Source organism: Streptomyces sp. Root1310, assembly GCF_001426425.1.
Classification (GTDB): Bacteria; Actinomycetota; Actinomycetes; order Streptomycetales; family Streptomycetaceae; genus Streptomyces.
The window spans coordinates 2,124,916-2,145,487 of record NZ_LMEQ01000001.1 but is presented as its reverse complement, the minus strand read 5'-3'; the positions used below and the strand labels follow the sequence as shown (position 1 = coordinate 2,145,487).

The 20,572-nt window shown below is 72.1% G+C and carries 20 protein-coding genes; 8 read left to right on the top strand and 12 right to left on the bottom strand.

The window, feature by feature from the left end:
• Positions 1-162 precede the first annotated feature (162 nt).
• From ASD48_RS09285 to ASD48_RS09275, 3 genes are all read right to left on the bottom strand, one after another.
• Positions 163-1,617, bottom strand: a complete 1,455-nt coding sequence (locus ASD48_RS09285; RefSeq protein WP_057600859.1) for a fused response regulator/phosphatase — start codon at positions 1,615-1,617, stop codon at positions 163-165.
• 281 nt (positions 1,618-1,898) lie between these two features.
• Positions 1,899-2,990: a C40 family peptidase gene (locus ASD48_RS09280; protein WP_057600858.1), complete on the bottom strand. Its 1,092-nt coding sequence runs from the start codon at positions 2,988-2,990 to the stop codon at positions 1,899-1,901.
• A gap of 219 nt (positions 2,991-3,209) precedes the next feature.
• Positions 3,210-4,040, bottom strand: coding sequence for a class I SAM-dependent methyltransferase (locus tag ASD48_RS09275; protein ID WP_107104250.1), 831 nt, complete (start codon positions 4,038-4,040; stop codon positions 3,210-3,212).
• Between the two features lie 641 nt (positions 4,041-4,681).
• Between ASD48_RS09275 and mshA the strand changes: the two genes are divergently transcribed.
• Together mshA and ASD48_RS09265 are read left to right on the top strand one after the other, a co-directional pair.
• Positions 4,682-6,019, top strand: a complete 1,338-nt coding sequence (gene mshA, locus ASD48_RS09270) for a D-inositol-3-phosphate glycosyltransferase (protein ID WP_057600856.1) — start codon at positions 4,682-4,684, stop codon at positions 6,017-6,019.
• On the top strand, positions 6,012-6,515 hold the full coding sequence (locus ASD48_RS09265) for a YbjN domain-containing protein (RefSeq protein WP_057600855.1): 504 nt from the start codon (positions 6,012-6,014) through the stop codon (positions 6,513-6,515). Before mshA ends, ASD48_RS09265 begins: the two co-directional genes overlap by 8 nt.
• Positions 6,516-6,616: 101 nt before the next feature.
• Here ASD48_RS09265 and ASD48_RS09260 read toward each other — a convergent pair whose 3' ends face one another.
• Both ASD48_RS09260 and ASD48_RS09255 read right to left on the bottom strand, forming a co-directional pair.
• Positions 6,617-7,201, bottom strand: a complete 585-nt coding sequence (locus ASD48_RS09260) for a hypothetical protein (RefSeq protein ID WP_057600854.1) — start codon at positions 7,199-7,201, stop codon at positions 6,617-6,619.
• Between the two features lie 24 nt (positions 7,202-7,225).
• The gene (locus ASD48_RS09255) at positions 7,226-8,041 is read right to left on the bottom strand and encodes an AraC family transcriptional regulator (protein ID WP_057600853.1); all 816 of its coding nucleotides are present in this window, start codon (positions 8,039-8,041) and stop codon (positions 7,226-7,228) included.
• Between the two features lie 49 nt (positions 8,042-8,090).
• On the opposite strand from ASD48_RS09255, the gene ASD48_RS09250 reads away from it, so the two are divergent.
• Positions 8,091-8,609, top strand: coding sequence for a DUF2000 domain-containing protein (locus ASD48_RS09250; protein WP_199875697.1), 519 nt, complete (start codon positions 8,091-8,093; stop codon positions 8,607-8,609).
• 69 nt (positions 8,610-8,678) lie between these two features.
• On the opposite strand, the gene ASD48_RS09245 is transcribed toward ASD48_RS09250, so the two are convergent.
• Positions 8,679-10,010, bottom strand: a complete 1,332-nt coding sequence (locus tag ASD48_RS09245; protein WP_057600852.1) for an MFS transporter — start codon at positions 10,008-10,010, stop codon at positions 8,679-8,681.
• 175 nt (positions 10,011-10,185) lie between these two features.
• Between ASD48_RS09245 and ASD48_RS09240 the strand changes: the two genes are divergently transcribed.
• The gene (locus ASD48_RS09240; protein WP_057600851.1) at positions 10,186-10,947 is read left to right on the top strand and encodes a phosphoglyceromutase; all 762 of its coding nucleotides are present in this window, start codon (positions 10,186-10,188) and stop codon (positions 10,945-10,947) included.
• An 81-nt stretch (positions 10,948-11,028) separates the two neighbouring features.
• Here the strand turns inward: ASD48_RS09240 and ASD48_RS44135 are convergent, their stop codons facing one another.
• Positions 11,029-11,193, bottom strand: coding sequence for a hypothetical protein (locus ASD48_RS44135; RefSeq protein ID WP_157880611.1), 165 nt, complete (start codon positions 11,191-11,193; stop codon positions 11,029-11,031).
• 538 nt (positions 11,194-11,731) lie between these two features.
• On the opposite strand from ASD48_RS44135, the gene ASD48_RS09235 reads away from it, so the two are divergent.
• Positions 11,732-12,010, top strand: coding sequence for a hypothetical protein (locus ASD48_RS09235; protein ID WP_057600850.1), 279 nt, complete (start codon positions 11,732-11,734; stop codon positions 12,008-12,010).
• A 249-nt stretch (positions 12,011-12,259) separates the two neighbouring features.
• On the opposite strand, the gene ASD48_RS09230 is transcribed toward ASD48_RS09235, so the two are convergent.
• Together ASD48_RS09230 and ASD48_RS09225 are read right to left on the bottom strand one after the other, a co-directional pair.
• Positions 12,260-13,627: a chloride channel protein gene (locus ASD48_RS09230; RefSeq protein WP_057601100.1), complete on the bottom strand. Its 1,368-nt coding sequence runs from the start codon at positions 13,625-13,627 to the stop codon at positions 12,260-12,262.
• Positions 13,628-14,293: 666 nt separating this feature from the next.
• Positions 14,294-14,947 (bottom strand): DUF1326 domain-containing protein, encoded by a 654-nt coding sequence (locus ASD48_RS09225; protein WP_057600849.1) that lies wholly within the window; start codon positions 14,945-14,947, stop codon positions 14,294-14,296.
• A gap of 209 nt (positions 14,948-15,156) precedes the next feature.
• On the opposite strand from ASD48_RS09225, the gene ASD48_RS09220 reads away from it, so the two are divergent.
• Positions 15,157-15,984, top strand: coding sequence for a DUF2182 domain-containing protein (locus tag ASD48_RS09220; protein ID WP_057600848.1), 828 nt, complete (start codon positions 15,157-15,159; stop codon positions 15,982-15,984).
• Positions 15,985-16,122: 138 nt separating this feature from the next.
• Here the strand turns inward: ASD48_RS09220 and ASD48_RS09215 are convergent, their stop codons facing one another.
• Positions 16,123-16,617 carry a VOC family protein gene (locus ASD48_RS09215; RefSeq protein ID WP_199875695.1) on the bottom strand — a complete coding sequence of 165 codons (495 nt, stop codon included), beginning with the start codon at positions 16,615-16,617 and terminating at the stop codon, positions 16,123-16,125.
• 206 nt (positions 16,618-16,823) lie between these two features.
• Here ASD48_RS09215 and ASD48_RS09210 point away from each other — a divergent pair, with 206 nt between their 5' ends.
• Positions 16,824-17,495 (top strand): hypothetical protein, encoded by a 672-nt coding sequence (locus tag ASD48_RS09210; RefSeq protein WP_157880610.1) that lies wholly within the window; start codon positions 16,824-16,826, stop codon positions 17,493-17,495.
• Positions 17,496-17,528: 33 nt separating this feature from the next.
• Here ASD48_RS09210 and ASD48_RS09205 read toward each other — a convergent pair whose 3' ends face one another.
• Positions 17,529-19,337: an FAD-dependent monooxygenase gene (locus ASD48_RS09205; RefSeq protein ID WP_063887409.1), complete on the bottom strand. Its 1,809-nt coding sequence runs from the start codon at positions 19,335-19,337 to the stop codon at positions 17,529-17,531.
• A gap of 298 nt (positions 19,338-19,635) precedes the next feature.
• Entirely contained in the window at positions 19,636-20,205 is a 570-nt protein-coding gene (locus ASD48_RS46140) for a hypothetical protein (RefSeq protein WP_348983210.1), read from the bottom strand.
• Here ASD48_RS46140 and ASD48_RS46135 point away from each other — a divergent pair.
• Positions 20,117-20,536, top strand: coding sequence for a DUF4232 domain-containing protein (locus ASD48_RS46135; RefSeq protein ID WP_348983209.1), 420 nt, complete (start codon positions 20,117-20,119; stop codon positions 20,534-20,536). The two genes, ASD48_RS46140 and ASD48_RS46135, sit on opposite strands and share 89 nt — an antisense overlap.
• Positions 20,537-20,572: the final 36 nt, after the last annotated feature.

Below are 20,572 nucleotides of genomic sequence, written 5' to 3'. Positions count from 1 at the left end.
AGGGGGCGCGGGGCGTCGCCCTGCCCGGCTCCGCCCCCCCCCGCTCCCGACCGGTTCCCGGTGCCGGCGCCGGCGCCGACCTCGACGCCGGCTCGACCGTGCAGGCGCTCCGCCCCGGGGGATTCCCGCAGGGGCCGGCCCGCTTCGGGTTACGGGAGCGGGTTACGGGAGCGGTGCGGGGACCCGGTCCAGCAGGACGAGTGCCACGTCGTCCGTCAGCTCGCCACCGTTGAGCTCGCGTACCTCGTTCACCGCGGCCCGCAGCAGTGCCTCGCCGCTCAGTCCCTCGGAGAGCTGGCGGCGGATCATCTCCACCATGCCGTCCTGCCCCAGCCGTTCCCGGCCCTCGCCGATCCGCCCCTCGATCAGGCCGTCGGTGTACAGCATCAGGCTCCACTCGGCGCCCAGTTCGACCTGTGTCCGCGGCCAGCGGGCGCCCGGCAGCAGGCCGAGGGCGGGACCGTTGTTGTCGTACGGCAGCAGGCGCGCGGGCCGGTCCGGGCGGGCGATCAGGGGCGCGGGGTGGCCGGCCAGGCACAGGCCCGCCCGGCGGCCGTCGGGCGCGATGTCCACCGTGCACACCGTCGCGAAGATCTCGTCGTCGTCCCGCTCGTGCTCCAGCACCTGCTGAAGCGTGTTCAGCAGCTGGTCCCCGCACAGGCCCGCCAGCGTCAGCGCGCGCCAGGCGATGCGCAGCTCCACGCCGAGCGCCGCCTCGTCCGGGCCGTGCCCGCAGACGTCGCCGATCATCGCGTGCACGGTGCCGTCGGGCGTACGGACGGTGTCGTAGAAGTCGCCGCCGAGCAGCGCGCGTGAGCGGCCGGGACGGTAGCGGGCGGCGAAGCGCAGCGGGGAGCCCTCCAGGAGGGGCGTGGGCAGCAGGCCGCGCTCCAGGCGGGCGTTCTCCTGTGCGCGCAGCTTGCCCTCGGCGAGCCGCCGCTCGGCCGTGTCGGAACGTTTCCTCTCCACGGCGTAGCGGATCGCACGGCTCAGCAGCCGTCCGTCCAGCTCGTCCTTGTAGAGGTAGTCTTGGGCGCCCACGCGGACCGCCTCGGCGCCGCGCTCGGCGTCGCCGGACGCGGTGAGCGCGAGCACGGCGTGCCGGGGCGCGAGCTCGAGCACGTGCCGCAGGACGGCGAGCTCGTCGTCGGACTCGCTCGCCCTGCCGGGCGCCGGCAGCGCCAGGTCCAGCAGGATGCAGTGGACGTCATGCGTCAGCAGCCGCTCGGCCTCGGTGAGGTTGCGGGCGGTGCGTACGCGGATCGGCCTGCCGTCCGCGTCGAGCAGGTCGTGGACGATCGGCGCGGCCGTCGGGTCGTCCTCGATCAGCAGCAGGGTGAGCGTGGTGTGGGCGGTGCCCACACCGGTGGCGCTCACGCCGGTGGCACTGACGCCGGTCGTGCTGACGCCGATGGTGCTCACGCCGGGCGTGCTCACGCCTTGGTGGACGCCGTCGGCCGGCGTCGCGTCGAGCGCGGTGTTGTTCCGGTTCTCGGCCGTGGTCGCCTCGTTGCGAAAGGTTTCTTCCTTGGAGGGGCCGCCGACTATGGGCGCGGCCTGCGCCTGACCACTTTCCACGGCCGGGATCGCTCTCTGCCGCGGTACGGGTACGGGCATCGTCTTGAGTTCCTTCCCTCCCCCCGAGGGCATGGTGGGGACGAGGGACCTCGACCCACCGACGGGGACCATAGCGGCAGAAGGCGCCGCAACGGAATGGTGTGAGGCAGGCCGCTTGATCTCTGGCCACAGTCATATGCCGCGTTCTGTCCCGCATTTGGGCAGGGCGGGTGTGGTGCGGGGATGACGAACGTCACGTCCGCGCGGAGTTTGCCTGCGGGGTGGAGGTGGCCTGGGTCACGCGGAGGACGGGGTCCGAAGGGCCGCCCCGCCGACGGGCCTCACGCGTCCGGCCGGACCACCCCGAGGATCGGCATCGAGCCCGCCCCCGCGACCGTGACCGTGCGGCCGGGCCGCGGGGCGTGGATGATCGCGCCGTCGCCCACGTACAGGGCGACATGGCTGGCGTCGTCGAAGTAGATGATCAGGTCGCCCGGGCGCATGTCCTCGACGGCGATGTGCGGCAGTTGCTTCCACTGCTCCTGCGAGGTGCGCGGTATCGCCTGCCCGGCGCTCCGCCAGGCCTCGGAGGTCAGTCCGGAGCAGTCGAAGCTGTCCGGGCCCTCCGCGCCCCACACATACGGCTTGCCGATCTGCGCGGTGGCGAACTGCACGGCCTTCTTGCCCTGGACGGAGGCCGCGCTGTCGATCTCGTCGAGGACGCCGGTGTCCAGCCAGGCCGTCTGCGCCTCCAGCGCGGCCTGCGCCTCCAGTTGTTCGAGGCGCTCCTTCTCCTTCTTCTCGAGCCGGGACTCGAGCTTCTCGGCGGCCGCGATCTGCTTCTCGATCCTCTTCTGTGCCGCGGCCTTCGTCTTGCGGCCCGCCTCCAGCTTCTGCCACTGGGTGGAGGCGTCCTTGGAGTACTGCTCCAAGTCCTGCTGGGTGCGGGCGAGTTCGCCGATGAGGCCCTTGGTGGCGCGCTGTCCCTGGAGCGCCCGGCCCGCGCCGTCGAGGAACTCCGACGGGTCGTCGGTCAGCATCAGTTGGGCCTCGTCCGGCAGGCCGCCGGTGCGGTACTGGGCGCGGGCCGCGGCACCCGCGCGGTCCTTGAGGTCGTCCAGCTTCTCCTGACCCGCGACGATCTTCTTGGCCAGCTCGACGATCTCCGCCGACTGCTTCTTCGCGGCTTCCTCGGCCGCGTTGTAGGCGTCGGTGGCGACCGCGGCGTCGTGATAGAGCGCTTCCAGCTTGGTGCGGACGGCTTCGAGGTCCTTGTTGGACGCGGTGGAGGGGAGCGGCGGGGTCGTGGAACTCGCCGACGGCGACGGCTTGGGGCTCGGGCTGGCGAACGCGGTGCCGGGTGCGCCCAGCACGGTGACCGCGCAGACCACCGTCACAGCCGCCGTGAGCAGGCCGCGCTTCCCCGTTCCCATACCCCGTCCCCCAACCCCTGATTAACCGTCAGTAACTTACGGTGCCCGGGGGATCGTGCCACGTCACGGCCGAAAACGACAGAGGTGGTGACGGAACGACGGAGCGGTGCGGCGACCGAAGCAGTCCTTCCCCGCTTCGCCACCCCGCCATGACGATCTCCCCGCCAGTGTGACGAACGACTCACGGAGATCGTTCCCGGCGGCCCGGGGAACGGGGGTTCAGCCGCCGGCTCGGTTCCGGGGCGCCAACGCCCCCCACCGCACCGTCACTTCCCCCTGCCGCCACCGCGCCGGCCCGTCCGTCACCGGCCAGTCGGCCGTCAGGTCCCGCACCGCGCGGATCCACCGCTGGCGGGCGCCGTACGACGCGTAGGGCGCGGCGGCGGCCCAGGCGCGGTCGAAGTCGCGCAGGAAGGCGTGCACCGGCTCACCCGGGACATTGCGGTGGATCAGCGCCTTGGGCAGGCGCTCCGCCAGGTCCGAGGGGCGTTCCAGGGAGCCCAGCCGGGTCGCGAAGGTGACCGTGCGCGGCCCCTCCGGTCCGAGCGCGACCCATACGTGCCGACGCCCGATCTCGTCGCAGGTCCCCTCGACGAGCAGCCCGCCGCGGGACGCGGTCACCGGATCGGCGGGCGCGAGCCGCGCGCACAGGCGCCGCCAGACCGCGGCGACCTCGTCCTCGTCGTACTGCCGCAGCACGTTGGCGGCGCGCACGAGGTGCGGCCGCCGGGGCACCGGGATCTCGAACCCGCCGTGCCGGAAGTCCAGCCCCTCGCGCTCGTACGGCTTGGCGGCCGCCACGCGGGCCGGTTCGATCTCGACGCCGACGACACGCGCGCGGGGGGCGACGGAACGCAGCCTCCGCAGCAACTCGACGGCCGTCCAGGGCGCCGCCCCGTACCCGAGGTCGACGGCGAGCGGCTCGGCGGCGCGGCGCAGCTCGGCGCCGTGCGTCGCGGCGATCCAGCGGTCCATGCGGCGCAGCCGGTTGGGGTTCGTCGTCCCGCGCGTGACCGTGCCCACAGGGCGGGCGGGGGCGCGGGATGTCATGCCTACGAGGGTAATGCGACGCAGCCGCCCACCCACAGGAGTCCCACCCCCCCCTCCGGCCTGCCCGGCATCTCGCCCCCTTCCGCATCTCGGCCCCTTCCGCATCTCGACCCCTTCCGCACCTCGGCCCGTCCCGCATCTCGGCCCGTTCCGCATCCGGGCTCGGCCTGTCCGGCATCGCAGCCCGTTCCGCAGCCGCGCCCCTTCCGCAGCCGTGCCCGTTCCGCATCCGGGCCCGCCCGGCATCTCCGCCTCTCCGGTGTCTCGGCCCGTCCGGGCCCGCCCGCTGTCTCGGCCCGTTCGGTTTCTCAGCCCGTCCGGGCCCGCCCGGTATCTGGGCCCGTTCGGTTTCTCAGCCCGTCCGGCGTTTGAGGACGAGGCCCTTTCGGGGCCGAGGCGGGGGTTCGGGGGCGGCGGCCCCCCGGGTCGGGACGGGAAGGGGCGGCGGGGGCGAGAACCTCCCGGGTCCACCCCGGGACGCCCCTCGCTCTCGAACGGTTGAGCGATACGTGGTAATGGCTGGGCAAAAACCGCCCCATCCGAAACCCGCCCGGAATGGGAACGCCTTCCTCCGGCGTTGCAGCCCCTTGGAGGGCCCCACACCCTCTTTCCGGCATGCCCGCAGCAAGGAGGAACGCCCCGTGAGCCAGTACACCAACAGGCTCGGGCGTCGCTCTTCGGCGGCACCCTCGCGGCTCAGGCTCCACCGCCGCCCCCGCCGCGTCGCGATGCTCTCCGTGCACACCTCTCCGCTCCACCAGCCCGGCACCGGCGACGCGGGCGGCATGAATGTCTACATCGTCGAGCTCGCGCAGCGCCTCGCCGCGATCAACATCGAGGTCGAGATCTTCACGCGCGCGACCACCGGCGGCCTGCCGCCGACCGTCGAGCTGGCCCCCGGAGTCCTCGTCCGGCATGTCGACGCGGGCCCCTACGAGGGCCTCGCCAAGGAGGACCTCCCGGCGCAGCTGTGCGCCTTCACCCACGGCGTGATGCAGGCCTGGGCCGGTCACCGCCCCGGCTACTACGACCTCGTGCACTCGCACTACTGGCTCTCCGGCCACGTCGGCTGGCTGGCCGCCCAGCGCTGGGGCGCCCCCCTGGTGCACGCCATGCACACCATGGCCAAGGTCAAGAACGCCAACCTGGCCGACGGCGACACCCCCGAGCCCGCCGCGCGCGTCATCGGCGAGACCCAGATCGTCGCCGCCGCCGACCGCCTCATCGCCAACACGGCGGAGGAGGCCGACGAACTCGTCCGGCACTACCACGCAGGCCTCGACAAGGTCGCCGTGGTGCATCCCGGCGTCAATCTCGACCGCTTCACCCCGGCGGACGGCAGGGCCGCCGCCCGCGCCCGTCTGGACCTGCCCCAGGACGCGCTGGTCCCCCTCTTCGCGGGCCGCATCCAGCCCCTGAAGGCTCCCGACGTGCTCCTGCGCGCGGTGGCCGTCCTGCTCGACGAGCGCCCCGAGCTGCGCTCGCGCATCGTCGTCCCGGTCGTCGGCGGCCCCAGCGGCAGTGGCCTCGCCAAGCCGGAGGGGCTGCAGAAGCTGGCCGCGCGGCTGGGCATCGCGGACGTCGTGCGGTTCCGTCCACCGGTCGGCCAGGACCAGCTCGCGGACTGGTTCCGGGCGGCGTCGCTGCTGGTCGTGCCCTCCTACAGCGAGTCCTTCGGGCTCGTCGCCATAGAGGCGCAGGCGGCCGGCACCCCGGTGCTCGCCGCCTCCGTCGGCGGGCTCCCGGTGGCCGTGCGGGACGGCGAGACGGGCTTCCTGGTGCAGGGCCACGATCCGGCCGCCTACGCGCGCGTGCTCGAGCGTTTCGCCGACGGTCCCGACCTCCCCGCCCGGATGGGCGCGGCCGCCACGGCGCACGCCCAGTCCTTCGGCTGGGACACCGCGGCCGCCGCCACCGCCGACGTCTACGCGGCCGCCGTCCAGTCGCACCGCCGTCGCGTACGCTCCGAGCATGGGTGACGTGGAGAAGACGGCCGCACAGGTCATCGAGGGTTTCCTGAAGGACGCGGAGCTGGAGTGGGAGGGCCCGGCCCCCGGAAACTACGTGGTCCAGCTCCCCGGTACCCGGAAACTCAAGACGACGGTCTCCCTCATCGTCGGCCGCCACTCCCTCTCCCTGAACGCCTTCGTCGTCCGTCATCCCGACGAGAACGAGTCCGGCGTCCACCGCTGGCTCCTGGAGCGCAACCTCAAGCTGTACGGCGTGAGTTACGCCGTCGACCCGCTCGGTGACGTCTATGTCACCGCGCGCCTTCCTCTCGCCTCGATCACCGGCGACGAGATCGACCGCCTCATGGGCCAGGTACTGGAGGCCGCCGACGGAGCCTTCAACACGCTCCTGGAGCTGGGCTTCGCGAGCGCCATCCGCCGTGAGTACGAGTGGCGGGTCTCCCGGGGCGAACCGACGCGCAACCTGGACGCGTTCGCCCATCTGACGCAACGCCCGGCCGACTGACGCCACGCATCCCGACGCACCCCGACCGACGCCGACTCACCCCGACCGACGCCGACGCACCCCGACCGACGCCGGCTCACCCGTCAGCGGCCGGTGAACGGTCAGGAGGCGTCCGGGGCTTCGGGATCCCGGGCGGGAGCGGTCGGCGTGGCCGGAGGGTCGAGCCGGTCGGCGAAGGCGCGCAGGGCGTCGGCCAGTTCCTGCTTGGTGGGCAGCTGGTCCAGCTTCCGGTCGATCGCGTTCAGACGCCGGTTGATCTCGTCCAGGTCGGCCGGCGCGGTGGGCGGGGAGGAGGGCGTGGACGGTGTCTCCGTCGCGTCGGGGCCGCTCCCGCCGTCGGCGCCCACGCTGGTACCGCCGTCGACTCCCGTGCTGGTTCCGCCGTCGACTCCCGTGCTGGTCCCTCCGGAGACGTCGCCCCCTGTGTCGCCCCCCGTGTCGCCCCCGGAGTCGGCGGGCTCCCCGGTGACCGACGGCCGGGTGGACGACGCGCTGGGCAGGGGGGTGGCGGGAGCCTCGTCCGAGGTGGCCGCGAGGGCGATGCCGACGCTCAGCGCCACCAGGGTCGCCGCCCCCGCGACGGCGACGGCCGTCCGTCTCGCGTGCAAGCCGCCCCGGGCGGAGGGCGCCGGGGACTCCTGCGGGTCGGGTGTGCCGGAGGAGTGCGGTGTGCTGTCGGTGTCCATACAAGCGACGCTATGCGCCGGTCATCAGCGGACGGAGGGCTTCCGTCGATCTCCGTACCGCCCGGGTGTGACCCCCACGAGCTTCCGGAAATGCCGGGTGAGATGCGCCTGGTCGTAGAAGCCGGCCGTCGCCGCGACCTCACCCGGCGGCCGCCCGTCGAGCAGCAGCCGGCGGGCCAGGTCGACCCGGCGGGCGGTGAGGTACTGGTGCGGCGCGATGCCGTACGCCGCGCTGAACGCCCGTACCAGATGGGCCGGATGGGCCGACACGAGCCCGGCGGCCTCGTCCAGCGTCAGGCCCTGGACGACCCGTTCGTCGAGCAGCTCACGCAGGCGTCGCGCGAGGTCCGGATCGCGGCGCGCGGCGGCGGTGCGCGGCCCCGCGCGCAGGTGGGTCCGCAGCCGCTCGCCGATCAGCGTCAGCCGGCTGTCGGCCTCCAGCTCGTCGCCCGGCAGCGCGAGCGCGGAGTGCAGCTGCCCGACCCGTCGGCGCAGCACGGGATCGCGCAGGTCGGGGGAGTCGACGGCGGCCCCGATGAGGTCCTCGCCGAGCACCTCGGCGTCGAGGTACAGGACCCGCTTGCGGAAGCCGCCCGAGGTGGCCGGTGAGCCGTTGTGCGGCACGTGCGGCGGCAGCAGGGACACCGTGTCGTGCGGGGTGCCGTGCTCGTGCCGGTCGAGGTCGTACCGTACGGCGCCGTCGTCGACGATCAGCAGCGTCCAGGCCTCGTGGACGTGCATCGGGTACGCGTACTCGCTGAAGTGGGCGTGGAAGACCTCCACGACGCCCGGGACGGCCGGGCGCCAGGCGGAGACGTCGGCTGTCGGCTGCGGGGCCATGCAAAGAACGTACAAGACGGCGCCGTCGGCGGCTCGGCAGTCTCGGACCATGAACGACGAGACCCCCGCTGCCCCCGCCGCATCCCCTGTCCAGGCTGCCCCCGCCGCCTCCACCGCCTCCACCGCCTCCACCGCCTCCGCCGCCTCCGCCGCCCCCCTTCGCTTCGACACGAAGATCGCCGTCCTGCTGCGCGAGGACCTGGAGACCTGGCAGCGCCTGAACGTCACCGCGTTCCTGGTCAGCGGCCTCGGTACGGCCCTCCCCGAGGTGATCGGGGAGCCGTACGAGGACGCGGACGGCGTGGCGTATCTGTCGATGTTCCGCCAGCCGGTGCTGGTCTTCGAGGGCACCAAGGAGACGCTGACCGCCGCTCACGCGCGCGTGCTCTCCCGGTCCCTCCCGCGCGCGGTGTTCACGAGCGACCTCTTCGCCACCGGCAACGACCACGACAACCGCGCGGCGGTGCGTGCCGTACCGACGGCCGGGCTGGATGTCGTGGGACTGGCGGTCTACGGTCCGAGGAACGCGGTGGACAAGGTGCTGAAGGGCGCTCGGATGCACCCCTGACACCCGCGCCCGCCCGCGCGCATCCTTGACGCCCGCCCCCCGGCGCCCCTCCCGCGCCGCGCCCGCCGCTCAGACGGCGCTGGCCGCGGGCTCGGCGGCGCCCCCGGCCTGCTCGCCGGGGGCGGTCGCCGCGACCTGCCGGCCGGGAACGGTCGCCGCGACCTCGGTCTTCCCGCCCTCGCCCTTGCCCCTGCCCTCGCCCTCCTCCGGAAGGCGACGCATCAGCACGGCGTATCCGACCCCCGCCGCCGTCCCGACGACCGCGCACATCCCCCACAGCCACTCCGCCCCGAACCGGTCGATGACGAAGCCGGACATCACCGGGGCGACCAGGGAGGCCACGGCCCAGGAGAGCGTGTACATGCCCTGGTAGCGCCCGCGCCCGTGGGTGGGGGAGAGGCGGACGACGAGCCCGGTCTGGGTCGGCGCGTTGACGATCTCCGCCAGGGTCCACACGCAGACGGTGAGCGCGAAGACGCCGACCGACCCGGCGAAGGCGGTGAGCCCGAACCCGTACCCCGCGAGCACCGAGGAGACGACCAGCAGTCGCCGCGGGTCCCGGTGCTCGATGAACCGGGTGACGGGGATCTGCAACGCGACGATGATCACGCCGTTCACGGCGATCGCCATGCCGTAGTCGGCCGGCGTGAACCCGGCCGCGCCCATCGCCACGGGCAGCCCCACGGCCCCCTGCTGGAAGACGAGCGCGACGAGGAAGGACAGCCCGACGACGCTCATGAACCGGCCGTCCCGCAGGACGGTCCCCAGCCCGACGCCGTCCTCCCGTACGGCCTTGTCCTCCCGCTCGGGCCGCGACTCGGGCAGCTTGAGGAAGACGACGACCGCGCAGACGAGGGTCATCCCGGCCTCGAGCAGGAACCCGGCGCGGTAGCTGACCTCGGCGATGAACCCGGCGGCCATGGAGGAGACGGCGAACCCGAGGTTGATGGCCCAGTAGTTGAGCGAGAAGGCGCGGACCCGGTCCTCCGGCCGCACGATGTCGGCCATCATCGCCTGCACGGCCGGCCGGGAGGCGTTGGAGGCCATGCCGACCAGGAAGGCGACACCGGCGATGGCGACGGGATGCTCCACGAACCCGAGCAGCGCGACGGAGGCGGCCGTCGAGGTCTGCGCGACGAGCAGCGTGGGCCGCCGCCCGAGCCGGTCCGCCATGACCCCGCCGCCGAGCGACGAGACGACCCCGCCCAGCCCGAGCAGGGAGGCGACGAGCCCGGCGTAGGAGGCGGAGTACCCGCGGTCGAGTGTCAGGTACAGCGCCATGAAGGTGGCGACGAAGGCCCCGAGCCGGTTGACGAGGGTGCTGGTCCACAGCCACCAGAACTCGCGTGGCAGCCCGGACAGGGTCTCGCGGGCGGCACGTCTCAGGACGGCGACGGACATGGCGGATCCCCCGGGAAGCAGCGGCTCGTGTAAGTGGCTCAGGCGGCGCTCAGAACTTACGAGAGGCGAGACGCGGAGGGCCACTCAATTAACAGATCCCGTCAACCGGCAGGGGGCGTGTCCGCTGTACGAGCGGGCGCACAACGGATCGGAGCGGTGGATTACGCTCATACGCATGGCCGACGCACCGTACAAGCTGATCCTCCTCCGTCACGGCGAGAGCGAGTGGAACGCGAAGAACCTGTTCACCGGCTGGGTGGACGTCAACCTCAACGAGAAGGGCGAGAAGGAGGCGGTCCGCGGTGGCGAACTCCTGAAGGATGCCGACCTCCTCCCCGACGTGGTCCACACGTCGCTCCAGAAGCGCGCGATCCGCACGGCCCAGCTGGCCCTGGAGTCCGCGGACCGCCACTGGATCCCGGTCCACCGCTCCTGGCGCCTGAACGAACGCCACTACGGCGCCCTCCAGGGCAAGGACAAGGCGCAGACCCTCGCGGAGTTCGGCGAGGAGCAGTTCATGCTCTGGCGCCGCTCCTACGACACCCCGCCCCCGCCGCTGTCGGACGACTCCGAGTTCTCGCAGGCCGCCGACCCGCGCTACGCGTCCATCCCGCCGGAGCTGCGCCCCCGCACGGAGTGCCTGAAGGACGTCGTCGTCCGCATGCTCCCGTACTGGTACGACGGCATCGTCCCGGACCTCCTGGCCGGCCGCACGGTCCTCGTCGCCGCCCACGGCAACTCGCTCCGAGCCCTCGTCAAGCACCTCGACGGCATCTCCGACGCCGACATCGCGGGCCTGAACATCCCGACGGGCATCCCCCTGGCCTACGAACTCGACGCATCCTTCAAGCCGCTCACCCCCGGCGGCACCTACCTCGACCCGGACGCGGCCGCGGCGGCGATCGAGGCAGTCAAGAACCAGGGCAAGAAGAAGTAACACGACACCGGTAAGCCCCCGACCTGCGGTTTCTTGGCAGGCCGGGGGCTTTTTGGTGGGGGCTGGGCCGTCTCTGGGCCGTCAGGTGTGCTGGCGCCAGAGGCGGACCCGGATGTCGAGGATGATCAGCAGTGCCACGGGGACGACGATCGCGGCGGGGGCGTCGGCCCAGAGGACGGGATGGGCGCTGAGGTGAGTGGGGGCGGCGCGAGTGGGATCATCACCTGTGACACTGATTAAGTACATGACAAGCGGCAACGGTGAGCGATGGTGGATACAGGGTCTCGGGCTCACGGCCGCAGCGGTCTGGGCCGGCGCCCGCGCGGTGGGTGACGGACGACCGCCACTACTTAGGCTGGGCTTCGCCGCAGCGGCGATCTGTTTCCTGGCCGCACTTGCAGGACTCATCATCGACCGAATGCGAGCAGCCAGGCGAGGCCGCAGAGGTTCCGCGGATGACACGGCCGCGGGCGAGCCGCAAGAGCCTTGATCGATGAGGTTTCGAGGGGGTCGCGGGGTGGGCCGTCCCTGGGAGCCCGCCGCCCCTGAGCAGCGAAAACGCGGGTCGACAAGATCCCCGGCAAGCCCCGGGGCAAGACGAAATAGGCAGCCCCGTTTGGGCCCCCGACCCGCGGTTTCCTCGCGGGGTGGGGGCTCTTTGGTTGCTTGGGGACCCGTCGAGGCGCTGCCGATCGTGATCGTGGCGGGGCGTAACCGGTGGTCTGCGCCGTCCCGGGCCGTTGGTCGGGATGCGAGGTGGTTTGGGTCGTTGGATGGTGGAGTCATGAACCAGCACCAGCCTCATCGGACGATCGACATCGACACCCGGCTCGTCAGGACCGGTGCCGTGCTCACCGCGACCGGTGCCGCGGTGGCGTGTGCCGGACTGGCCGTCTGGGCCTTCGCCGCGTTCACGGCAGGTCGGCGCATGATCCGCGACATGGACGTGCCGCCGGCCCAGCAGGCGGCTGCGAAGTGGCAGCAGGCCAAGGAGGCGTCCCGAGCGGCTTCGGAGGCCTGGCAGGCCGCGTCCCACGCCCATAACGGGTCGCACGCTCGCTAGCTCGGCGAGGCACACCGCCGACTCCGGTCCCGGCCCGGGCGCAGCCGACTTCGCTCCGGCCGGGCGATCCCGGCTGCGCTGGTCGGCGACGCCACGGTCGGCGAGCGGGCGGTGCGGACATCGACCGGTCACGACATTCACCGCCGGTCAGGACATTCACCGGTCAGGACATCCACCACCGGTCACGACACCCGCCGGTCACGACATTCGCCACCCGTCACGCCATCCACCCGTCACGCCATCCCCCCGTCACGACGGCTGTCTGCGTGGACTCGATTCCTGCTCCTGCTCCGGCTCCTGCTCCGGAGCGGGAAGAGGTGTGAGCCTTGCCGTCATGACGTAGGAGACCACGACCGCGACGATCACCAGGGGCATGACAGTGAGCCCCTGCGACCCGATCAGCAGGGTGGCGAGCAGGACGGAGACCAGCGGAAGCCGCAGCATCGCGGCGCTCATCGCTCCGATCCCCATCGCGAAGCCCGCGACCAGGGTCAGCCCCGGCAGGTGGGAGAACAGAATGCCGCCCGCCGCTCCCACGAACATGGCGGGAAAGATCGGACCTCCGCGGAAACTGCTGAGCGATGCGCAGTAGGCCAGGCTCTTGCACAGGACCAGCAGCAACAGGGCACCCACCGAGAACGCGGCGTTGTGTGTCAGGAGTGGATCCAGCGCCGTCTGCCCCGAATACAGCACGTCGGTCGCTGCGTTGCCGGTGCCCTCCGCGTAGCCGATCGCGAGCCCCGCCACCACCAGGCCCATGACCACCGTGGCCGGCACCCGGCGCCGTTCGACGTGCGCCCTGAGCCGGACGGCGACCCATCGGATTCCCACCCCCACGAACGCGGCCGACACTCCGATGACCAGAGCCCAGCCGAATTCCGCCGCCGTCGGGGTGGCGGCCTCGGGCACGTCGTGCAGTGCCAGCGAGTAGGTGCCCAGGCCGGTCCAGGACCCCAGTCCGACGAAGATGAGGGCGCCGATGCCCGCCGCGAGCAGGCCGGGCACCAGTACCAGCGCCATCATGGGCCCGCCCAGCCCGGACGCCTCCATCAGGAGGAACGCTCCCAGCAGGGGCGAGCCCAACAGCGAGCTGACGGCCGCGAAACTGCCCGCCGCGCCCAGCACCGCGCTCACCTGCTCCGGGGGGTCCCGTCTGACCAACCGCACGGCTCCGGCGGCGAGTCCGCCGCCGAGCGCCAGCAGAGGCGCCTCGGGTCCGAGGACGGCGGCGAAGCAGAGGGTCGCCAGGGCCGCGAAGAAGATGCCGGGCAGTTCGATGGGTGTGGGCACGCCGGCGGCCTTGAACCCGGCTGTGGGTTCATGGCCGCCGTGCCCCGGCAGGTACCGCACCGTCAGTGCGGTGAGCAGTCCGCCGACGGCGAGCAGCGGCAGGGGCCACCACGCCGGCGTTCCGTCGAACCCCAGCGACTTGGGAAGATCCGTGTAGATCAGTGGCTGGACTTCGCCGACCAGCGCGAGGAAGCCGAACGCCGCCGCGGACACCGGCACGCCGATCAGCGCGGCCATCACCAGGAGCACCAGGTACTGACGGCTCCGTAGAAGCGTCAGCGGATCCGGGTGCGACGCGGCCTCGGATCCCTTCGTGTCGACCGGCATGCGCATGGCCTCCTCGCGATGCGGACCCGTTGGTCTCGCCGGCTGCTTCAGCGAACCCGGAACGCTCCGTCATCCGTTGGGAGCGGCGCGGTTCCGAGCCTGGCACGCCATTGCCGTACGGGCATTTCGACGCCGCCCATGCGGGGAGGCCCGGAGCTTCCGAGTCGTCCCCCCGGCCCGGCGTCGCCCCCCCCCGGCCCGCTCGCGCTCGCGCTGCGGGGACCCGGTGGCGCGGGGCGGCGCGGGGCTCGCTGTCACCACGGCAGCTGTCGAAGTATGCGCTCGGTTCGGGAGGTGTCCTCGACTCCCGGTCATGGGGAAGCATCACCGAGGGGCGGTCGTCGCATTCGGCGCGCGTCGTCCTGAGGGGGAGGATGCTCGTGTGCCTTCGCCGCGCTGGTCGTCGTCGCGCCGGCTGTGACGCTGCTGACCGGTGGCCGAGGGCGGAACGCCGTAGGCGCCGCGTACAGGTCCACCTTCGGCTGGGCGGGCTGGATCACGCCCTAGGCCGCCTCCGCGGATCCTGCCTGACCCGCGACGCCTGGCACCGCGTCTCGATGCGTATCCGAAAGCCTCGCGGCGTATCCGGAAGACTCAAGGCGTATCCGGCGGAAGACTCGCGGCGTATCCGAAAGCCTCGCGGCGTAGCCGAAAGGGAGGGCCTGACTAGTCGGGTCCGGTCCAGTCGAAGGTGATGTGCTTGCTGGACAGGCCTTCGCGCCTCCAGAGGAAGCCGTGGGCGTCGGCGCTGTCCATCGTCGAGCGGCCCCAGGTCGCGACCTGGCCCGGTCCGGTCTCCGCGCCCGGCAGGTTGGTCGACTGGACGCGCGCACCCTCCGGGGTCGTGGGTCCGGTGAGCGCGACCGCGCTCGCCTCGACGCGGTCCGGCACCACGGCCCGCCAGCTCGCGAGGTCGTCGGCGACCTCGATCTCGATGGGGGCGAACTCCATGCCGCGCATTTCGCCGCCCATCATGCTCACCATCTCGGCGGGCCAACTGCCCGCCTGCCCACCGAAGATCATCTGAAGTGCCTCGCGCTGGGGGCCGTCGGCGCGCTCGTCGACGAAGACCGCGGCGTACGTGTCCGTGTGCTCGGCCCAGATGTTGCCGACGAACGAGGCCAGCATCAGCACGTTCAGGCCGTCCAGCCGCACGTCACCGTAACGGCCCTCGCGGATGTGCCAGGCCAGGATGCCGTCGCAATCGCCGTGGGTGGGCAGCTGTGCGAACGAGCAGGGGCAGGGCACGTCGCACTTGCAGGTGTCGAACCAGTCGCCCGCCGCGTGCCACCGGGGAACGGTCGCCGTCGTCTCGGACATCTCCCTGCCTCCTCGTGACCGTGCCTGGACGTCGGTCTCGGGAGGACGGCAGAGCTTCCGGGAACCCTCGCCGGCCCACGCCCGGGTCGTACGGATATCACTACGATTGTCCCACCGCAGGGGTCACCGGGAGGAGGTGCTTTCCGCTTACATGCGTTTTACATGCGTTCCCGCGCGCACGTGCGGGTCCGACGTGTTGTGCTGGAGGTGTGCGCCTCGACCGGAAGGCCCTGTCACCCCCTCTGCGTCCGGCTAATCTGCTGTCGGCCAGGCAACTGGCGTTCGCCTGGTCCGTGATGGCGTCGATCGCGCTCCTCGCCTGGGTGCTGGTGGCCGACCAGGCCCGTGACATGGGGGTCGAGCCGGGAACCATGGGTATGGGCGTCCCGCTGTTCCTGCTGCTGTGGCTGGTCATGATGATCGCCATGATGTTCCCGTCGGTGGCCCCGGTGGCCCTCACCTGGGCGCGGGCCATCGGGCGCCGGTCGCCCACGGGAGCCGTGCGGGTGGCTCGTACCGCCCAGTTCGTCGGTGGGTACCTGCTGGCCTGGACGGCCTTCGGCCTGATCGCCTACGGGCTCCTCGCCGGGACCGGGGCCCTGGTGGACGAGCACCCGGGTGCCGGGCGCTGGATCGGTGCCGGGGCCTTCCTGGTCGCCGGGCTGTACCAGTTCGGCCCGTGGAAGGACCTCTGCCTGCGGCACTGCCGGAGCCCGATGGGCCAGCTCGCGCGCTACACGGGCTTCCGGCCCCGGGTCCGGGATCTGCGGGTCGGGGCGCACCACGGGGCGTACTGCGTGGGCTGCTGCTGGGGGCTGATGGTCGTGCTCGTACCGCTGGGCGTCATGAACGTCCTGGCGATGGCCGCCGTGTCCGTGGTGATCTTCGTGGAGAAACTCTGGCGGCTGGGCCCCGTCTTCTCGCAGGTCGTCGGGGCCGCCTTCCTCGTACTCGCGGTACTGAGCCTCTTCCAGCCCTGGCTGCTGCCGGGCCTGATCCCGCCGGAGACGCCCATGACGGACATGCTCCGCCCCTAGACCAAGACCGTGTCCTCCGGATCGCCGGGTCGCCGGGTTGCCGGGTCGCCGGGTTGCCGGGTCGCTGGATCGCTGGATCGCTGGATCGCTGGATCGGCAGGTCATCGGATCACCGGATCCGCCTTACGCGGTGACGGGTCAGGCCCGTGCGCCGGCGCCGGCGTCGGCGTCAGCGCCGGAGTCCTGCGTGGCGGCGGTGAAGGCCTCCGGGCCCTGTTCCGCGGCCGGCGGATCCATCCACATGACCTGCCAGCCGTGGCCGTCGAGGTCGAAGAAGCTGCGTGCGTACATGAAGCCGTAGTCCTCGGGGCCGTCCGCCTCCGAGCCGCCCCCCGCGAGCGCGGCGGCGCTGACCTCATCGACCTCGTCGCGGGACGACACGCTGAAGCAGTACAGGGCCGACGTGTGCGTGGTGGGATCTGCCGTCGGCAGTTTCGCGAGCTGCCCGAACCTCTCACGGCTGAGCAGCATGACGAAGGCGTGCTCACCGACCAGCATGCAGGCGGCGGTCTCGTCGGTGAAGTTCAGGTGGAAACCGAACCCGAGCGCGGCGAAGAACGCCTTGCTGCGGTCCAGGTCCGCCACGGGGATGTTCACGAACAGCATGCGGCCGGCGTGTGCGGGATTCGTCATGGTGGTTCTCCAGTCGGCGTCTCGTTGCGTACGTCCTGGTTGCGTACGTCCTGGTAGACCGGATCGGCCGGCGGAACTCATCGGTGGCTCTTCCGTGCCGAGGCCGACGGACGGAGATCGCCGACGTGCTGGTGGGCCTGATCGTCCAACTCGTACTGTGGGTCCGTCCGGTAGGGGAAGCGGTCGCGAAGCAGGCGGGGGAACTCATGGGACGTGCAGGCAAGTTGTGCATACCGGCTGCCGCCGTGGCGGTGCTGCTCACGGTCTCGGGGTGTTCGGACGACGAGCCGGCCGCCGAGGCTTCCCCGTCCGAACTCGCTCACTACACGGCCGCGCCCGGCACGGTCACCCCGACGCAGACCCCGACGACGGCCGCGCCCGCGGAGTGCGTGAAGACCAGGGGCATGAGCGTCGAGCAGCTGACCGGCTATCTGAAGGAACTGCGCAGCGGCAGCGGTGAATACCGGTCCAAGGGCTTGACCCTGGACTCCTCCGGCCTGAACTTCACCCCGGAGGCGACCCGAAGACCGTGCGAGGCGGTCACGGTGAAGCTCGCCCGCTACTGGGTCGATGTCGAGAAGACGAGGGAGGCGACTGCCGTCAGCCCGGCCCGCTACGAGTACGACTACACGCTGATCGACGTCACGTCCCACAAGGCCGGCCCGAAGGACGGCAGGGTCCCCGACACCGCGCCGCCGGGGGGCGCCGACTGCCAGGGCACGGTTTCGGTGGTCTACCTCGGCGAAGACATCCCGGTGCGATCCCTGCCCTACGACTTGGAGCTGACCGATACGACAGCGCCGGTCCCGGTCGAGGTGGACGGAGACGGGGTGCTGTCCGCGATCTACGTCTCGCCCGTCGGCGTGGAGTCCTGCTGACCGCCGTGGCCCCGCCGGCCGCGGGCGGGCGCCTCAGGTCCCGTCGGGTGCCGGTGCCGGTGCCGGTGCGGGTGCGGGTGCGGGTGCGGGTGGCGGTGTGGACAGTGCTGTCAGGTAGGGAGGCAGGGCTGTCGTGGTGGCGGGGAGCGGGAAGCGGGTGGCGAGGTATCCGTCGGGGCGGATGACGTAGGCGGTCGGGCCGTCGGGGCGGTAGAGGCGGGCGAACTCGCCGGTGGCGTCGCGGTAGGCGGGGACGCGGAGGGTGTTCGGGGTGGACAGCTCGGGTGCCGTCTCGCGGGCGAGTACGGCGATGAGCTGAAGGTCGGGGCCGGCGGCGGCGGTTGCTCTCGCCGTCGCCGTCACGGACTCGGCCGCCGCAGCCACCGTCGTGGGGTCCGTCGTGTAGAGAAGAACCACATGCCCCGTGCGTCGGCGCAGGACGTCGAGCAGGCGCCAGGGGTACGCGGACCCGGACGCGGTCAGGCCGGCGCAGTCCGGGGCGCGGTCGCCCGGCCGGGGTGTTCCCGGGGAGCCGGCGAGGTGGGGAGCCAGGGGGCCGTTGCGGTAGTCGACGAGGAGTTGGGCCTCTCGGAGCAGGACGGTGCGTGGGTCGTCGGGGTCGGCTTCGATGCCCCGGGTGGCGTGGCGGACCGTTCGGCCGACGACCTCCTCGCCGATCGGGCGGCGCTCGGCGTCGTAGGTTGCCAAGAGGGTGGGTCCGGCTTCTCCCCGGATGACGAGGGCCAGTTTCCAGGCAAGGTTGCACGCGTCCTGGATGCCGGTGTTCATGCCCTGGGCGCCGGTGGGCGGGTGGATGTGGGCGGCGTCGCCCGCGACGAAGACGCGTCCGTCGGCGTATCGGTCGACGATGCGGTGGCTGATGCGGAAGACGGAGGACCACCGCAGCCGGGAGAGGACCGCCGGTTGCGGGGCGAGGCGGTCGACCACCGCTTGGAGGTGGTGCAGCTCCGGGGCGCGGCCGCTCTCCAGGCCGTGGGCCACGCCGTCGTCGCGCGTCCCGCCGTGGGCGCGGGCCGCGCCATCCCCGGTCGTCTTGCCGTCCGGGCCGTCCGTGCCGTCCGGGCCGTCCGTGCCGTCCGTGCCGTCCGTGCCTGTCCGCGTGGAGAGTTCGGGTGGGACGAGCATCGACATGCGGTAGCGGCCGGGGCCGGGGAGCGGGATGCAGACCAGAATGTCGTCGGTGGAGCCGTCGGCGGCGAGGTGGCTGGCGCGGATGCCGTAGCCGTGGGGGATGTCCCAGTCCGTCTCGACGTCGCCCAGCATGTACTCCTCGTCGAAGGCCGCCCCCGCGAAGTCGAGGCCGAGCCCCTTGCGCACGGTGCTGTGGGCTCCGTCGCAGCCGATCAGATAGGCGGTCCGCACCTCCTCCTCCGTGCCGGAGGCGGTGCGCAGGCGGGCGGTGACCCCGTCCTGGTCCTGGGTGAACGACAGGAGTTCGGTGCCCCGTTCGATGGCCGTACCGAGGCCGGCGACGTACTCCTCCAGGAGGCGTTCGGTCTCGTACTGCGGTAGCGCGGCGAATGCGTAGGGCACCTCGGGCGGCAGCGTGAGCTCGATGCGCGCCCGCTCCCGGCCGTTGACGTAGATCAGCTGACCGCGCAGCACCGCGGCGGCCTCCAGGACCGTGCGGGCCAGGCCCATCCGGTCCCAGATCTCCAGGGTGCGGGGCTGGATGCCGACGGCCTTCGCGTACGGGAGACGGGCGGGCAGCCGGTCCACGAGCCGGCAGCGCACCCTCTGTCGGCGCAACTCCGCCGCGGCGCTCAGGCCGACCGGACCGGCGCCCGCGATCAGTACGTCGGTCGTTCCGGTGTGTGGCACGGGTGCCTCCCAGTGCGGCGCTTGACCCCCGGGCCGGTTCTGTCACCCATGGTCACCCGGCGGCGGCCGGGCGGCGAGCGGGGCGGTCAGCCGCCACGACCGACCGGTTATTCCGATTTACGGGGTTCAGTCGATGTGGCCGGATATCGTCACCGATGCGTCACAGGTCGGTCCCCGGGAGAACCCGTCTGCCTGGCCGCTCTGTCTGGGTTGACGGACTACACGCAGGCGAGCGGGTGGCTTGGTGGGTGCCGAGGGCCGTCGCCCTCGGCGATTCGGATCCGGGGGGCGGCATGCGCTACGCGAAGACGAACGAGAACGCGAACGCGAACGCGAACGAGAAGGCCAACAGGTACGCGGACGCCGACACGAACAGGTACGCGGACGTCGACACGAACACGGACGCGGACGACAACACGAACACGGACGCGGACGACAACACGCAAGCGAACAGGAACGGGAACGGGTACATGCGCTGGAACAGGGTCGGAATTCGGGGTTCCGTGATGGCGGCCTTCGTGGCCTCGGCCGCTCTGGTGGTGACGGGGTGCGATTCGGGGGAGTCCCCCAGCACCTCCGCGAGTCCCGCCTCCGACAGTCCCGCCTCCGCCGGCTCCGCGTCCGCGACCCCCAGCGCCGCAACGTCCCCCTCCGCGGCCTCTCCCTCCGTGGCTTCCCCTTCCGCGGCCTCCGCCTCGGCGAGTGCCGCCGCCGCGACGCCCGCCGCGGACAGTTCCCGGGGTGTCGGTGCCGCCGCGCCGGCCTGTTCCGCGGGGAGCTTGAAGGTCGCCGCACGGCAGGCCGCCGATCGGCCGTCGGGAACGGGGACCGGGGCGGCGATCGTCGAGTTCACCAACAGCTCGGCCAAGGCCTGTGTCCTCAAGGGTCATCCGACCGTGGCGGGAGCCAGCAACGGTTCCCCGGAGAAGAACGCCCCGCTCGCCGTCACGCCCACCGGATCCGCCTCACCGGTCACGCTGGCCCCCAAGGGCAAGGCCTGGGTGAAGCTGACCTTCGTACAGGTGCAGGGGGAGGCCGACGGGTTCTGCGAATCCGGTGCGGAGCCCGTCGTGTACCCGACGCTCGTCATCGGACTGCCGGGCGCGGGGAAGCACCAGGTCGCCCTGGACGACGGCCAGTTCGCGCAGTGCGACAACAAGGTGACCGTCACCGCCGTGTCGGCGGTCAAGCCCTCCTGACCCGGGTCGGCGCCCCTCGGCGGAGGCTCCGAGCGG

What these genes read in the sequence shown, in the direction of transcription:
- ASD48_RS09235 (WP_057600850.1), top strand. Translation starts at nt 11,732, where the DNA reads ATGAACCAGCACCAGCCTCATCGGACGATCGACATCGACACCCGGCTC.
- ASD48_RS09280 (WP_057600858.1), bottom strand. Translation starts at nt 2,990, where the DNA reads ATGGGAACGGGGAAGCGCGGCCTGCTCACGGCGGCTGTGACGGTGGTC.
- ASD48_RS09250 (WP_199875697.1), top strand. Translation starts at nt 8,091, where the DNA reads ATGAACGACGAGACCCCCGCTGCCCCCGCCGCATCCCCTGTCCAGGCT.
- ASD48_RS44135 (WP_157880611.1), bottom strand. Translation starts at nt 11,193, where the DNA reads ATGTACTTAATCAGTGTCACAGGTGATGATCCCACTCGCGCCGCCCCC.
- ASD48_RS09285 (WP_057600859.1), bottom strand. Translation starts at nt 1,617, where the DNA reads ATGCCCGTACCCGTACCGCGGCAGAGAGCGATCCCGGCCGTGGAAAGT.
- ASD48_RS09255 (WP_057600853.1), bottom strand. Translation starts at nt 8,041, where the DNA reads ATGGCCCCGCAGCCGACAGCCGACGTCTCCGCCTGGCGCCCGGCCGTC.
- ASD48_RS09230 (WP_057601100.1), bottom strand. Translation starts at nt 13,627, where the DNA reads ATGCCGGTCGACACGAAGGGATCCGAGGCCGCGTCGCACCCGGATCCG.
- ASD48_RS09265 (WP_057600855.1), top strand. Translation starts at nt 6,012, where the DNA reads ATGGGTGACGTGGAGAAGACGGCCGCACAGGTCATCGAGGGTTTCCTG.
- ASD48_RS09210 (WP_157880610.1), top strand. Translation starts at nt 16,824, where the DNA reads ATGGGACGTGCAGGCAAGTTGTGCATACCGGCTGCCGCCGTGGCGGTG.
- ASD48_RS09260 (WP_057600854.1), bottom strand. Translation starts at nt 7,201, where the DNA reads ATGGACACCGACAGCACACCGCACTCCTCCGGCACACCCGACCCGCAG.
- ASD48_RS09275 (WP_107104250.1), bottom strand. Translation starts at nt 4,040, where the DNA reads ATGACATCCCGCGCCCCCGCCCGCCCTGTGGGCACGGTCACGCGCGGG.
- ASD48_RS09240 (WP_057600851.1), top strand. Translation starts at nt 10,186, where the DNA reads ATGGCCGACGCACCGTACAAGCTGATCCTCCTCCGTCACGGCGAGAGC.
- ASD48_RS09245 (WP_057600852.1), bottom strand. Translation starts at nt 10,010, where the DNA reads ATGTCCGTCGCCGTCCTGAGACGTGCCGCCCGCGAGACCCTGTCCGGG.
- ASD48_RS09225 (WP_057600849.1), bottom strand. Translation starts at nt 14,947, where the DNA reads ATGTCCGAGACGACGGCGACCGTTCCCCGGTGGCACGCGGCGGGCGAC.
- ASD48_RS09215 (WP_199875695.1), bottom strand. Translation starts at nt 16,617, where the DNA reads ATGACGAATCCCGCACACGCCGGCCGCATGCTGTTCGTGAACATCCCC.